Origin of the sequence: Streptomyces sp. N35 (assembly GCF_016464295.1) — a bacterium.
Taxonomy (GTDB): Bacteria; Actinomycetota; Actinomycetes; order Streptomycetales; family Streptomycetaceae; genus Streptomyces.
In genome coordinates this window covers 98,563-112,538 of record NZ_JAEIMH010000008.1, presented here as the reverse complement: position 1 = coordinate 112,538, position 13,976 = coordinate 98,563, and the positions used below count along the sequence as shown (strand labels likewise).

Sequence of the window (13,976 nt, the reverse complement as noted above, 5' to 3'; positions counted from 1 at the left end):
CCGGCTCCCCGAGCGCCTGTTGCGCCGGAGCCGTGGAGCCACCCCCCACTTCTGTACGAGGGAGCACTTCACCATGCACGTGAACAGAGCACGCCGCGCGCGTAGCCGGTTCGCCGCCCTGAGCGCCGCCGCCGTCCTCGGCGGCACGGCACTGGCGGCGGGGGCCGCCAACGCCGCGGCACCCGGGAACCCCGCGGCCGGCACCCCCGCGGCCCCCGCGCCGGCCGCCGACTGCAGCGCCGCGTACCGCATCGAGCAGACCCTGTCCGGCGGCACCACCTGGCGGATGTGCTGGCACTACGAGACCGCGGCAGGCCTGGTCCTCGACAAGATCTCGTACCAGCCGAAGGGCGAGGCGGCCCCGATCCCGGTCCTCACCACCGCCAAGCTCGCGCAGATCCATGTCCCCTACGACGACGGCTCGGTGGAGTACGACGACCTCACGGGCGCCGGCTTCGGGCAGGGTCTGATGCCGATGAACCCGGGGGAGTGCCCGGGCGGCACCATCAAGACCGTGAAGGTCCCCGAGGCCTGGAACCCGGAGCAGGCCAATGTGAAGGGCCTCTGCGTCACCACCAAGGCCCGCGGCCATGCGTACCGCATGAGCGAGGTGCAGGAGAACGGCGGCGTCAAGATCCGCCAGGCGCAGGGCAAGGACCTGCTGGTGTACGCGGTGAACCAGGTCGGCTGGTACGAGTACATCACCGAGTGGCGTTTCCAGGACGACGGCACCATCCAGGCCAACGTGGGCGCGACCGGCTCGCTCTCCTCCGGTGACTACGACGCGGGCGACGGCCGCGGCTGGCCCATCGGCAAGGGCGCCAAGGACTATGCGACGAGCCACAGCCACAATGTCTTCTGGCGGCTCAACTTCGGCCTGGACGGCTCGCCGAAGGCGAAGGTCGAGCAGTACGACTCGAAGATCAGCCCGCCCGCGCGCGGCGGCTCCACGCCGACCAACAAGACCACGCGCACCGAGGTGACCAAGGAACTGGCCGCGGACGCCAGGACGATGCGCTGGTGGCGGGTGGTGAGCACGGCCGGCAAGAACAAGGACGGCCACGCCCGTTCGTACGAGATCGTGCCGGGCGCGCAGGCCAAGTACTCGGGGCGTCCGTTCACCAAGCACGACGTGTTCTTCACGAACTACAAGAAGTGCGAGCAGTTCGCGAGCGACAACATCCCGAACTGCGGGGCGGGCGGCGGCAGGAGCGTCGACAAGTGGGTCAACGGACAGACCCTCACCCACCCGATCGTATGGGTCAACATGGGCTTCCATCACGTGGCGCGGGACGAGGACCAGCAGCCGATGCCGGTGCACTGGCAGGGCTTCTCGCTGGCCCCGCGTGATGTGACCGCTATGAATCCGCTCACTCCCGCGGACATGGCGGATCAGAACGGCCAGCCGGATCAAGGGAGTTGAGAAAAGCAGCCTGTCCATCCTGCTGCACCGCCCGCCGCTCCCGGAGTACCCTTCCTTGATCGTTGAACGGGGTCCGGGCGCTGCTCGGCCCGGAGGCCCGTTTCGTCAACGCGACAGGGCCCCAGGGGGAGCGGAAGGCGGTGCACGGGTGAGCTCGGGAGGTCTTGAGCTGCCCCCAGGCGACTCGGGTCGCGATGAGGGAGGCTCCACGGACACCCCGCCCTCAGCGGTGTCCCTGGCACGACCTGTGGACACGAGCTCCCAGATCGGACCGGAACTGAACTGGGGCGCCGACGCCTGGCGCGAGGTGCGCACCCGCGCACAGCGCGCCGGGCGGGCCTACATCTGGCTGAATCTGGTCGAGCAGCGGCTGCGCGCCGTGGTCGCCGCCGTCCTGCGCCCCATCTACGAACCCGTCCACGGTGACGACTGGGTCGTGGCCGCCGCCGGTCCCGCCGGACAGGAGTGGGTACAGCGGGCGGTCGCCGTACGGGAAGTGAGCCGCCGCAAGGGCTACTTGCTGGACCCGGCCGACGACAACGTGCTGAGTTTCCTTACGCTGCCGCAGCTGCGCGAGCTGATGGTGCAGCACTGGCCCTGCTTCGAGCCGTACTTCGACGACCGGCGTGATGTGGAGCTCGCCCTGGACGAGCTGGAGGTCACGCGCAATGTGGTCTCCCGCAACCGCGCCCTGTCGGAGACGGTGCTCGCGCAGGCCGAACGGGCTTCCTCCCGGTTGCTCGAGATACTGGGCGGGGACGCGGAGGTGCCGTCCGCGCGCCGGCTGCCGGTGGACGCGGTGGAGGACATCGTCGGGGACCGGTACGCGGATGTGGTGGGGGTGCATCCGGACCGGGTCCGGCTGCTGCGGCAGTTCCCGGCCGAGGATCTCTTCGGCGGCGCCCGCCGCCTCGACGCGATCGGCATAGGGCTCAATCTCCTGGTGCAGAACTTCTCGGGCCGCCGGCTGATGCGCCTCGCGGAGGCGGGCGGCCGGGTGCGGCTGCTCTTCCTGAACCCGGCGAGCAGCGCGGTGAAACGGCGCGAGCGCGAACTGGGGCTGAAGCGGGGCGAGTTGAGCCGCTCCGTCGAGATGAACATTTTGCATATGCGACGAGTGCGTTCGCGTCTGCGCGACCCGGGCGCCTTCGAGATCCATGTCTTCGACGAGACCCCGCGCTTCACCGCGTACATGGTCGACGGGGACGGGGCGGACGGGGTCGCGGTGATCCAGTCCTATCTGCGCCGGGCGCGCGGCATGGAGGCGCCCGTCCTGGTGCTGCGCAGCGGCTCCCGGGTGGTCAAGGCGGACGAGGCCCGGGGCGGGGAGCACGGTCTCTTCGAGACGTACCGGGAAGAGTTCGAGTCGGTGTGGGCGGACTCCCGGCCGGTGTCGTGAGCTCCGGGGGCGGGGGGATCGCGGGCGGGTGCGGTGAGCCCCGGGGGCGGGGATCTCGGGCCGGTGTCGTGAGCCCCGGGGCCCGTGCCCCCCGGGGCGCCGCGGGGCCGCACCCCGGAGCGGACCCCGGGCGGAGCTCGTTGTCAGTGCCGCATGCGATCGTGTGACCACACGGGGGAACCGCAACGAAGGAGGCGCCACGCATGGGCTGGCACCAGGAGCTGCTGATCGGCTTCGACCTCGAGACCACGGGCACGGACCCGCGCGAGGCGCGCATCGTGACCGGCGCGCTGATCGAGGTCAGGGGCGGGAAGCCGATAGGGCGCAGGGAGTGGCTCGCCGATCCGGGCGTGCCGATCCCCGCCGAGGCGGTCGCGGTGCACGGCATCAGCAACGAGCGCGCTGCGTCCGAAGGCCGTCCGGCCGGTGAGGTCGCGGATCAGCTGGCCCGCGCCCTGGTGGGGTACTGGGACGCGGGCGTCCCGGTCGTGGCGTACAACGCGACCTTCGATCTGACCCTGCTCTCCGCCGAGTTGCGGCGCCACGGCCTGCCCTCGCTGCGGGAGCGTCTGGGCGGGCGCGAGCCGGCGCCCGTCATCGACCCGTACATCATCGACCGCACAGCCGATCGCTATCGCAAAGGAAAGCGCAATCTGGAGGCGGTCTGCACCGAGTACGGGATCGTGCTCGACGACGCGCACAATGCGACGGCCGACGCCCTCGCCGCGGCCCGTCTCGCGGGCGCGATAGCCGACCGCTACCCGAAGATCGCCACCCTCGGCCCGGCCGCGCTGCACCGTCAGCAGATCGTCTGGTACGCGGAGTGGGCGGCGGACTTCCAGGAATTCCTGCGGGCGAAGGGGGACGCGTCGGCGGTGGTGGAGGCGAGCTGGCCCTTGAGGGAGCTCGATATCAACTCCGGCGTGTGAAGCCCTCGGTCCGGGGAGCGGAGGGGCGAGGCGGGCCCGGGGCGGCGGGGCTCGCCGGTGGTATAGACCTTGCTCCCGGGGCGGGGTCAAGGTCAACATGAGCGGTGCCGAGGCTCGGTAGGAGCCGTGTCGATCGCTTGTCTTGGGGTGGGGTGTGGGACCCGTGGGTCGTGCTGGGGTGGAGAGCGTGCCGAGAGCCGTACGGCATGCGCACGGTGGTCCGCGATGACGGAGACGACCCGGGCGGCGTACGCGACGAGCGAACCGCTGCCTCCCGTACCGCCGTTGTGGACCCGTAACTTCACGCTCTACTTCACCGCCCGCATCGCCTCGTTGCTCGGTGACGCGATGCTGCCCGTCGCGCTGTCGGTGGCGATGCTGGCCCTCGGGTACGGCGTGAGCGCGGTCGGGTATGCGCTGGGCGCCTGGATGGGGGCGTTCGCGTTGTTCGTCGTCTTCGGCGGGGTGCTCGCGGACCGGATCCACCCGCGGCCGCTGATGATCGGGGCGGACGCGGTGCGCTGCGCCCTGATCGGCGCGACGGCCGTGGCCTTCGCCTCGGGGCGGCCGGGGCTGGGGTTCCTGATCGGGGTGACGGCGCTCGGCGGTCTGGCCACCGCGATGTTCCAGCCGGGCGTGAACGGCCTTGTCCCGCAGGTCGCCGCCGATGCTCAGAAGGCCAACGGGGTGCTGCGCGTGGCGCAGGGCATCTCGACCATGGCGGGGCCCGCACTCGCGGGACTCCTCGCGGCCTTCTCCCCGGTGTGGGCGTTCGCGGTGACCGCGGGCACGTTCGGGGCGAGCGGTCTGTGCCTGCTCGCGCTGCGGCTCGGGGCGTTCACCGTCGACCGTTCCGCCTCGACCCTGGAGAACCTGCGCGAGGGCTGGCAGGAGTTCCGCTCCAGATCCTGGCTGTGGGCGGTGATCCTCATCTGGTGGGTGCTCGGCGTGTTCGTCTGGGGTCCGGTCACACCGCTCGGCGCGGCCTCGATCACCGGAGAACACGGGAGCGCCGCCTTCGGATACGCCGAGGGCGCGTTCGGCGCCGGATGCGTGCTCGGCGGCCTGGTCGCGATCAGGATCCGCCCCGCGCGGCCGCTGCTCGGCGGGGCGGTGGCGATGTTCCTGTTCCCGCTGATGCCGCTCGCCGCGGGGCTCGCCCCGGACATCTCGCTGCCGACGGTGTTCCTCGGTTACGCGCTGAGCGGTGCCGGCTGGGCGTACTGGGGTGTGCAGTGGGCGACGACCGTGCAGACCCAGGTCCCGGGGGACAAGCTCAACCGGATCTCCGCGTACGAGATCGCGGGGTCGATCCTCGCGATCCCGCTCGGCCAGGTGGTCTCCGGACCCGCAAGCTCGGTCCTGGGCGTGCACGAACTGCTGTTGCTCGCCGCCCTGATGAGCACCGGGTGCGCGGTGGCACTCGTCGCCACCCGCCCGGTCCGGGGCCTGCGACGCGCGGCCCCCGCCCCTGAAAGGCGCGCGGTCCCTGCCCCCGAACGGGTGTAGCCCGTTCGCCCCGCGCGCGAGTGCCTCTCTCGCACCCTCGCGTGGGGCGCGCGGCCGCGTGGGGCGCGCGGCTCAGAACGGATACCAGCGCACCGCCGGATCCCCGTCCCGCAAGGAGGCCACCCGCCGCTCGAACTCCGCCAGCGCCTTCGGGTTGGTGGGCGCGTGCTGCGCCACCCACGCGCAGCTCGCCGTCTCCCGCGCCCCCCGCAGCACCGCACACCCGTCCCACTCCCGGACATCCCACTCGTAGACCCGGACAAAGGAGTCATACGCGGCGGGGTCGAGTCCGTACCGGTCGCGGGACAGCGCCATCACCACAAGATCGTGCTCGCGGAAGTCGGACGAGAACGTCTCCAGGTCCACGAGTACGGGTCCGTCCGCCGTGACCAGCACATTGCGCGGCAGCGCATCGCCGTGGATCGGGCCCTTGGGCAGATGCGGCGTCAGCTGCCTGACCTCATCCGAGAAGGCGGCCCGCCGCGCGCGCAGAAACTCCACATCCGCCGGATCGATCGCGTCACCGGCAAGGCGCAGCCAGCGGTTGACCCCGCCGAGCAGTTCACGGCGCGGCAGCACGAAGGACTCCGCGGGAGGGGAGGGGAGTTGATGCACGAGCCGGATCAGGCCGGCGAGATCCGCCGGCTCCGCGGGCCGCACCGGCGCGCCGAGCCGGTGCCACACCGTGACCGGATGCCCCTCGCACACACGGGGCTTGGGCTCGGCGGCCCGCACTGCCGGCACCCCCGACTCCGCGAGCCACTCGGCGATCTTCACCTCGTGGCCGGCCCGTTCGATCAGACCGGGGGCCGAACGGCCGACCTTGGCGACGAGATCACCGAGTGCGAACACCGCGTTCTCACCGAGCGAGAGCAGCCGCGCATCCCCGGTGAGCCCCACTCCGTCGAGCACCTGACGTGCCCTTGCCTCGTCCATCCGCCGCCTCCGTACCGTTCCGTTCGCACCCGCCGCGGTGCCGTTCCGCCTCCGGTCCGGGCCCGCGATCGGGATCAGTCTTGCATTCGCACACCGCGTATCTCCTGCGAGGTCGCTTGACGTATCAGGTCCACGTCAGCACGATGACCAGGGCCGCCAGGGCGGCCGTACCGCTACGTACCCGCCCGAAGGAGCCGATTCCGTGACATTGGCGACCGCGACGAAGTCGAAGCGGTCAGCGAAGAATGCGCCCTCGCGCAGACCGGCCGACCACGGAGCCTGGTTCCTGGTCCTGCCGGCGCTGATTCCGATTCTGGTCCTTAGCGTCGGGCCGCTGCTCTACGGCATCGCGCTCGCGTTCACCGACTCCCAGTCAGGACGTACCGAACCCACCCAGTGGATCGGGCTGCTCAACTTCCAGGACCTGCTGCACGACACCCTCTTCTGGGACTCGTTCCGCATCGGTCTGCTCTGGGCGGTCGGCGTCACCGTTCCGCAGTTCTTCCTCGCGCTCGGCCTGGCGCTGCTGCTCAACCAGAATCTGCGCTTCCGCTGGCTGGCCCGGGCGTTGGCGATCATTCCGTGGGCGATGCCCGAGGTCGTCGTCGGCATCATGTGGCGGCTCGTCTACCACCCCGACGCGGGCGTACTCAACGAGACGCTCTCCAGCCTGGGTCTGGGCGAAGGCCGTGACTGGCTGACGGGCACGGCGACCGCGCTGTTCGCGGTGATCGTCGTCGGGATCTGGGCGGGCATGCCGCAGACCACGGTCGCGCTGCTCGCGGGACTGCAGAACACCCCGCGCGAGCTCCATGAAGCGGCCGCGATGGACGGCGCCGGCGCCTGGCGCCGCTTCCGCACGGTCACCTGGCCGGCGATCAAACCGATCGCGCTCGCCATCTCGGCGCTCAACTTCATCTGGAACTTCAACTCGTTCGCCCTGGTCTATGTCCTCACCCAGGGCGGCCCGGGCGGCCGCACCCGCCTGCCGATGCTCTTCGCGTACGAAGAGGCCTTCCGGTACGGGCAGTTCGGCTATGCCGCGGCGATGGGCTGCGTCATGGTCGCGGTGATCTCGGTGATCCTCGCGTTCTATCTGGTCGGCCGTCTGAAGGGAGGCGACGAGTAGTCATGCGTACAAAGAAATCCGCACGCGCCGCGCAGTACGTGGCCCTGCTCGCCTATCTCGTCTTCCTGGCCTTCCCGTTCCTGTGGCTGATCTCCACGGCGTTCAAGCCGGCCAAGGAGCTGGGGAGTCTGGATCCGACGTGGATCCCCGAGAACCCCACCCTGCAGAACTTCCGGCAGGCCTTCGACGAACAGCCGCTGTTCCAGGCAGCTCTCAACTCCCTGATCGTGGCGCTGAGCGCGGCCCTGGTCGCGGTGGTGATCGCGACACCGATGGCGTATGTGATGGCCCGCCACCGGAGCCGCCTTTCCACGGCGGCGACCGGCTGGGTCGTGGTGAGCCAGGCGTTCCCGTTCGTGCTCATCATCATCCCGCTGTTCCTGATCCTGAAGAATCTGCATCTGATCAACGCCCTGCCCGGCCTGATCATGGTGTACGTGGTGTGGTCGCTGCCCTTCGCGCTCTGGATGCTCGTCGGCTACGTACGGGCCGTGCCGACCGAACTCGAAGAGGCCGCGGCGGTCGACGGCGCGAGCAAGCTGCGGACGTTCGTCTCGGTGGTCGCACCGCTGCTCGCGCCCGGCATCGTGGCCACGGCGATGTTCGCGTTCATCACGGCGTGGAACGAGTTCTTCTTCGCGCTCGTCCTGCTCAAGACCCCGGAGAAGCAGACCTTGCCGGTCATCCTGAACCGCTTCATCGGCTCGGAGGGCGTGGCCGACCTCGGCCCGCTCGCCGCCGCCGCGTTCCTCGCCACCATCCCCTCGCTGGTGATCTTCGCGATCATCCAGAAGCGGATCACGGGCGGCATGCTCGCAGGGGCGGTGAAGAGCTGATGTGCTCCGTGAGGGCGTTCAAGACGCTCGGTCTGCTCGTCGCCGTGCTCATGGTGGTGCTCACCGGCTGCAGCGGCGACGCCCCCGACAAGGACGGGAAGATCACCCTCCAGTTCCAGTCCCTCGCCTGGCAGGCCGAGTCCGTCGAGGTGAACAAGGAACTGGTGAAGGAGTGGAACGCCGCCCACCCCGACGTCCAGGTCAAGTACATCCAGGGCAGCTGGGACAGCGTCCACGACCAGCTGCTCACCTCCTTCGAGGGCGGTGAGGCGCCGGACATCATCCACGACGCCTCCGACGACCTCGCGGACTTCGCGTACGGCGGCTATCTCACCGATCTGACCGAGCTGATCCCCGCGCGCCTCAAGTCCGACATCCCGCGGAACAGCTGGGACACGACGACCTTCGACGAGGGGATCTACGGCGTTCCGTTCCTCCAGGAACCGCGGGTCATCATGGCGAACGCCAAGTGGCTCAAGGAGTCCGGTGTACGGATCCCGACCCCGGACAAGCCCTGGACCTGGGACGAATTCCGCCGGATCACCAAGGAGTTGAGCGGCGACGGCAAGTACGGCGTCGCCTGGCCCCTGAAGGAGCCGGTCTCCGCCACCCTCAACCTCTCGCTCTCCGCGGGTGGCAGGCTCTTCCACCGGGAGTCCGACGGCAAGGTGGACATCCGCTTCGAGGAGGGCGACGGGGTCGTGCCGGGCACGATCCACGACCAGGTCAACACCGACCACAGCGCGTCGAGTACGACGCTCGGCATGGGCGGCTCGGACACCCTGCCCGGCTTCTTCGGCGGCAAGTACGCGATGGTGCCGCTCGGCTTCTCGTACCGCCAGCAGATCGTCCAGCAGGCGCCGGACGGCTTCGAGTGGCAGGTGCTGCCCGCACCCGCCGGCGCCGACGGACTCACGCAGGGCGTCTCGCCGCAGACCCTGTCGATCTCCGAGGACACCGAGCACAAGAAGGAGGCGATGGAGTTCATCGACTTCCTGCTGCAGCCGGACAACATGGTGCGCCTGGCCAAGGGCGACTGGATGCTGCCCACCGGCACCGAGGCCCTGAAGGCACCCGCGCTGCACGCCGAGAAGGACGGCTGGGCGACGGGCACTGCCCTCGCCTCGCATCTGACCTCGGCCCCCGCTCAGTCCGTACGCGGCTATCCCGAGTGGAAGGACAAGGTGGCCACGCCCGCACTGCAGGAGTACTACAGCGGGGCGATCGACGCGGCCGAGTTGGAGAAGCGGATTGTGAAGGACGGAAACCTGGTACTCAGGCGCTACCAGAGATAGCCGCGCTCCCGATCCGTCGAGGGGCCGATACGCCGAGGGATGGTCCGTATGCGCAGTGTCGGGGTGGAAGAGGAGCTGCTGCTCGTCGACCGGGAGAGCGGGGAGCCCAGGGCGCTGTCCACCGCGGTGATGGCGATGGCGTCCCGCGACGGAGGCCCCGATGACGCCTTCGAGGCGGAACTTCACCGTCAGCAACTGGAGTTCGCCACCAGCCCCCAGGAGGGGATGGACGATCTCGCCCGCGAGATCGTCCAGTGGCGCAAGGAGGCGGCCCAGCACGCCGAGGCACTGGGCGGTGCCGTCGCCGCGCTCGCCACCTCACCCCTTCCGGTGAGCCCTGATGTGGGCACGGGACCGCGCTACCAATGGCTGGAGGAGCAGTTCGGCCTCACCACACAGGAACAGCTCACCTGCGGCTGCCACGTCCATGTCTTCGTGGAGTCCGACGAGGAGGGCGTGGCGGTGCTCAACCGCATCCGTCCCTGGCTGTCCGTGCTGCTCGCCCTGAGCGCCAACTCCCCTTTCTGGCAGGGGCAGGACACCGACTACCACAGCTACCGCAGCCGGGTGTGGGGGCGCTGGCCCTCGGCCGGACCGGTGGAGCTCTTCGACGACGCGGCCGCCTATCACGAGCAGACCCGCGCCATGGTCGCCACGGGCACCCTCCTGGACAAAGGGATGGTCTATTTCGACGCCCGGCTCTCGGACACCTACCCGACCGTCGAGGTGCGCATCGCCGATGTCTGCCTCGAACCGTCCGTGACGGTGCTGCTCGCCATGCTCGTACGGGGGCTCGTCGAGACGGCCGCCCGGCAGTGGCGCGCGGGCGAGGCCCCTGAACCGCACTCCGTGTCCCTGCTCCGGCTGGCCTGCTGGCGCGCGGCGCGGTCGGGTCTCGAGGACAGGCTCGTGCATCCGCTGTCGATGGAGCCCGCCCCGGCCCGGTCCGTGGCGGAGGCGCTCTTCGACCACGTGCGTCCCGCACTCGAGGACTCCGGCGACGTGGAGACGGCCCGCTCGCTGCTCGACCGGCTGCTGCGCGACGGCAACGGAGCCCGCGTCCAGCGCGCCGTCTTCGAGCGCGGCGGCAGTCTGCGGGAGATCGTCGACGAGTGCGTACGGCGCACCGCCCGCGGTGTGTGAAGCGTTCCTACGGCCCGCCGATGAGCCGTACGCCACGTGTGATCACTCAGCGTCAAGCCTGTGCCTGACCTGCCCGGCCGGTCACTCCACCGGCCGGGACGAACACGACCGCACGGCGAGCCGGTGTGACACTGCGAGAAGGCAGTGAGCTGCCTGGACGACCCGGCAGTACCGACACGGGAGCGGCGGCGTGACGGCAGCGCAGGACGCGCAGGACGCGGAGGGCACGGACGGCCTCGATGCCCGGCTGACCGGGTTTCTCGCCGGCGGTCATATCGCGGAGCTCGACCTGGCCATGGTCGTGACCTTGGCGGCCGAGGCCCTGGACCTGGCGCCTGTCCAGGCGTATCTGGCCGATCTGCAGCAGCGCCGGCTGATTCCGCTCGGGTCTCCGGCGGAGCCGCTGGCCGTCGACGACTCCGCCGGCGGGTGGGCGTACCGGAAGCAGGACCTGCACATCGAGGAGGGCGACCGCGCGATCACGGTCTGGCTGCCGCTGATCGACGGGGCCGAGCGGCTCGGCGTGCTGTCCGCCTCGGCTCCGGCCATGGACCCGTCGTTCCTGGTGCGCTGCCGGGCCCTGGCCGCCCTGCTCGCCCCGGTGATCACCTCGAAGCGCGCCTACAAGGACTCCGTGGTGCAGCGCACACGGACCGAGCCCATGGGGCTGCCGGCGGAGATGCTCCGCGCCCTGCTGCCGCCCCGCACCATCGGCACGCCGCGGATCGTCTCCACCGCGGTGATGGAGCCCGCGTACGAGATCGGCGGCGACGCGTACGACCATGCGCTGACCCCGACCACCCTGCACGCCGCCGTCGTGGACGCGATGGGCCACGATCTGTCCTCGGGCCTCACCGCCACCGTCACGGTGGCCGCGTGCCGCAACGCGCGGCGGACCGGCTCGGATCTGAACGAGCTGACGACCGCCGTGGACACGGCGCTCGGCGAGTGGCTGCCCGACCAGTTCTGCACCGCCGTCCTGGCCCAGCTGGACCTGGCCACGGGAGCGCTGCGCTGGATCAACTGCGGGCATCCGCCGCCGCTTCTGGTGCGCGGCCAGCGTCTTGTCTCCGAGGCCATGGAGCGCGAACCGGACGTCCCGATGGGGCTGCCCGCTCTGCTCACGGACGCTCCCCGGACGGTCCACCAGATCGCGCTCGAGCCGGGGGACCGCGTGCTGCTGCACACCGACGGCATCACCGAGGCCCGTCTCGCCGACGGCGCCGAGTTCGGCGCCCATCGCTTCGCGCAGGCGGTGATCCACGCCGCCTCCACCGGGGAGCCCGCCCCGGAGACGCTGCGCCGTCTGATCCACTCGGTGCTCGACGCCTCCGAGAACAGGCTCCGCGACGATGCCACGATCCTGCTGCTCGAGTGGAACCCTCCGCTGACGTGAGGTCCCAGGCGGTTTGAGGTCTCGGGTGCCGTGACGTCTCAGGCGGATCCGCCGCCGCGCGCGGCTTCGCGCTCCGCCATGTTCTTGAACTGGCCCAAGTCGTAATTGGCCAAGGCCTTGTCGAGGTTCGTCAGGGCGCCCAGATACTCCACGAAGCCCTTCGGGTCGTACTCGACCTGCAGCGTCACGCGGCTGCGCGTATCACTGAGCCGGTGGAAGGTGACCACGCCCGCGTGCTCCACGCCCTGGGTCGTGTGCCAGGCGATGCGCTCCTCGGGCACGACCTCGGCGAGTTGCGCCACGAACTCCTTGTCCGCGCCGGGCAACGAGAGCTGCCAGGCGAAGGTGCTCGGGTCGATGCGCTTGACGTGTTTCACATGGCTGAGGAAGGAAGGCCAGCGTTCGACGTCCTTCCACAGCGCCCAGCTCACCGAGACGGGCGCTTCGACGTCGACGGCTTCGAGCAGCGAGGACGACATGAGTTACTCCTCCTCCTTCGTACGTACGAGGTGCGTGTGAGGTGCGTGTGAGGTGCCTGTGAGGTGCGTGCGGGTCAGGCGCCGGCCAGCGAGTCGTCGCCCGTACGCGCACCCGACAGACGGTGCCGGGCCGCGATCAGGGCCATGTCGACATCCCGGGTGCCCGTGGCGATACACAGGGTGTACGCCACGTCCTCCAGTCTCCGTTGCACCTGAGGGGCCCCCTTCTCGGCTTCGAGGATCTTCAGCGCCGCGTACTCGTCCATCAGGTCGAGCAGCACGGCCGGGTGCGCCATCAACATCGAACTCCCCCAACTGTCTTTCCGCCCGAACGGGCCCGTCGCTTCCGGTCCCCCGTGTTCCCGGGATGACCTCGGCCATGCATTCCCGGGGCGAGGCGCCGCGGCGCGTGGCCGGTGAATATCCCCGTTGAGAACTTGTCCGTTTGGCGGCGGAGGGCAGGGGCATGCGAGTCCTCGTGCTTCGGACCGGAGGCGCAACCGCAGGGGCGGTCTGTCCGGTTCCGGATGTACGGCGGCCTGACGAACGGCCCCTCACTGCGGTCGAGCCCGATGACTCCACGGCGAAGGGATTCGTATGTCTGCGCATACTCACACCACGAACAACCGCCCCGGCCACGCCACCTCGTCCACCTCTCGACGCGTGCGTCACCCGCACGATGACGCACCGGATACCGCCGCGCAGTTCGTGCGGCTCGTCGCCCTCGACGAGGGGCCGGAGCGTGAGCTCTTGAAGGAAGAACTCGCCGAGGCCTGGCTGCCGATGGCCCACCGCATCGCGGGGCGTTTCGGCCGGCGCGGCGAGGAACTCGACGATCTGCGCCAGGTTGCCGCACTGGGCCTGGTCAAGGCGATCGACCATTACGAGCCGAGTCGCGGCGCGTTCGAGAGTTACGCGGTGCCCACCATTACCGGTGAGATCAAGCGGCACTTCCGGGACCGGTCCTGGGCGCTGCGCGTCCCGCGCCGCGTACAGGAACTGCGAAACCGCATCCGCGGCGCGCACCGTGAACTCTCCCAGCTGCCCGGCGCCGGTGAGCCGCAGATCGAGGAGATCGCGGAACACCTCGGCCTCACCGAGGACGAGGTGAAGGAGGGCATGCAGGCGCTGCACAGCCACAGCACGCTGTCCTTGGACGCCCAGTTGTCCTCGGCCGACGACGGCTTCAGCCTTGCCGACGCGCTCGGTGACCCCGACCCCGCCTATGACACCGTGATCGACCGCGAGGCGGCGAAGGAGGGGCTTGCGAAGCTGCCCGAGCGCGAGCGCACGATCCTGTATCTGCGCTTCTTCGAGGACAAGACGCAGCAGGCCATCGCCGATCAGCTGGACATCTCCCAGATGCATGTGTCCCGGCTCATCACGCGCAGCTGTGCCAAGGTCCGCGCCCAGGCCCTCGGCGCCGACGAGCCGGATCTGCCCCGCGCCGCATGAGGACGTCGTGGCGGCGCCGCTCCGGCATTACGGGCGTTCGGAGCGGC

General features: G+C 70.1%; 13 protein-coding genes. 10 read left to right on the top strand and 3 right to left on the bottom strand.

Annotated elements, in window-relative coordinates:
* Positions 1 to 73: 73 nt before the first annotated feature.
* The 4 genes from JAO81_RS07005 (at position 74) to JAO81_RS06990 (ending at position 5,260) form a co-directional block, all read left to right on the top strand.
* Positions 74 to 1,423, top strand: coding sequence for a copper amine oxidase (locus tag JAO81_RS07005; protein WP_199546890.1), 1,350 nt, complete (start codon positions 74 to 76; stop codon positions 1,421 to 1,423).
* A gap of 148 nt (positions 1,424 to 1,571) precedes the next feature.
* Entirely contained in the window at positions 1,572 to 2,822 is a 1,251-nt protein-coding gene (locus tag JAO81_RS07000) for an SAV2148 family HEPN domain-containing protein (RefSeq protein ID WP_199546889.1), read from the top strand.
* A gap of 203 nt (positions 2,823 to 3,025) precedes the next feature.
* A complete protein-coding gene (locus tag JAO81_RS06995) occupies positions 3,026 to 3,751 on the top strand; it encodes a 3'-5' exonuclease (protein WP_199546888.1) in 726 nt (241 codons plus the stop codon).
* Between the two features lie 225 nt (positions 3,752 to 3,976).
* Positions 3,977 to 5,260 carry an MFS transporter gene (locus JAO81_RS06990; RefSeq protein WP_199546887.1) on the top strand — a complete coding sequence of 428 codons (1,284 nt, stop codon included), beginning with the start codon at positions 3,977 to 3,979 and terminating at the stop codon, positions 5,258 to 5,260.
* Between the two features lie 72 nt (positions 5,261 to 5,332).
* Here JAO81_RS06990 and JAO81_RS06985 read toward each other — a convergent pair whose 3' ends face one another.
* Complete coding sequence (locus JAO81_RS06985; protein ID WP_199546886.1) at positions 5,333 to 6,196, bottom strand: phosphotransferase enzyme family protein; 864 nt, start codon at positions 6,194 to 6,196, stop codon at positions 5,333 to 5,335.
* Positions 6,197 to 6,404: 208 nt separating this feature from the next.
* Between JAO81_RS06985 and JAO81_RS06980 the strand changes: the two genes are divergently transcribed.
* The 5 genes from JAO81_RS06980 to JAO81_RS06960 all read left to right on the top strand — a co-directional run bounded on the left by JAO81_RS06980 (position 6,405) and on the right by JAO81_RS06960 (position 11,995).
* Positions 6,405 to 7,325, top strand: a complete 921-nt coding sequence (locus JAO81_RS06980) for a carbohydrate ABC transporter permease (RefSeq protein WP_199546932.1) — start codon at positions 6,405 to 6,407, stop codon at positions 7,323 to 7,325.
* A 2-nt stretch (positions 7,326 to 7,327) separates the two neighbouring features.
* Positions 7,328 to 8,161, top strand: coding sequence for a carbohydrate ABC transporter permease (locus JAO81_RS06975; protein WP_199546885.1), 834 nt, complete (start codon positions 7,328 to 7,330; stop codon positions 8,159 to 8,161).
* Positions 8,161 to 9,456 (top strand): ABC transporter substrate-binding protein, encoded by a 1,296-nt coding sequence (locus JAO81_RS06970; RefSeq protein WP_199546884.1) that lies wholly within the window; start codon positions 8,161 to 8,163, stop codon positions 9,454 to 9,456. The genes JAO81_RS06975 and JAO81_RS06970 overlap by 1 nt, the downstream gene beginning before the upstream one ends.
* A gap of 48 nt (positions 9,457 to 9,504) precedes the next feature.
* A complete protein-coding gene (locus JAO81_RS06965; RefSeq protein WP_199546883.1) occupies positions 9,505 to 10,599 on the top strand; it encodes a glutamate--cysteine ligase in 1,095 nt (364 codons plus the stop codon).
* 190 nt (positions 10,600 to 10,789) lie between these two features.
* Positions 10,790 to 11,995, top strand: coding sequence for a PP2C family protein-serine/threonine phosphatase (locus JAO81_RS06960; protein WP_307813199.1), 1,206 nt, complete (start codon positions 10,790 to 10,792; stop codon positions 11,993 to 11,995).
* A gap of 38 nt (positions 11,996 to 12,033) precedes the next feature.
* On the opposite strand, the gene JAO81_RS06955 is transcribed toward JAO81_RS06960, so the two are convergent.
* Both JAO81_RS06955 and JAO81_RS06950 read right to left on the bottom strand, forming a co-directional pair.
* On the bottom strand, positions 12,034 to 12,474 hold the full coding sequence (locus JAO81_RS06955) for an SRPBCC family protein (RefSeq protein ID WP_199546882.1): 441 nt from the start codon (positions 12,472 to 12,474) through the stop codon (positions 12,034 to 12,036).
* 74 nt (positions 12,475 to 12,548) lie between these two features.
* A complete protein-coding gene (locus tag JAO81_RS06950; RefSeq protein ID WP_374194264.1) occupies positions 12,549 to 12,770 on the bottom strand; it encodes a DUF5133 domain-containing protein in 222 nt (73 codons plus the stop codon).
* Positions 12,771 to 13,071: 301 nt separating this feature from the next.
* Here JAO81_RS06950 and JAO81_RS06945 point away from each other — a divergent pair, with 301 nt between their 5' ends.
* Positions 13,072 to 13,929: a SigB/SigF/SigG family RNA polymerase sigma factor gene (locus tag JAO81_RS06945; protein ID WP_199546880.1), complete on the top strand. Its 858-nt coding sequence runs from the start codon at positions 13,072 to 13,074 to the stop codon at positions 13,927 to 13,929.
* The last annotated feature ends 47 nt before the right edge of the window (positions 13,930 to 13,976 follow it).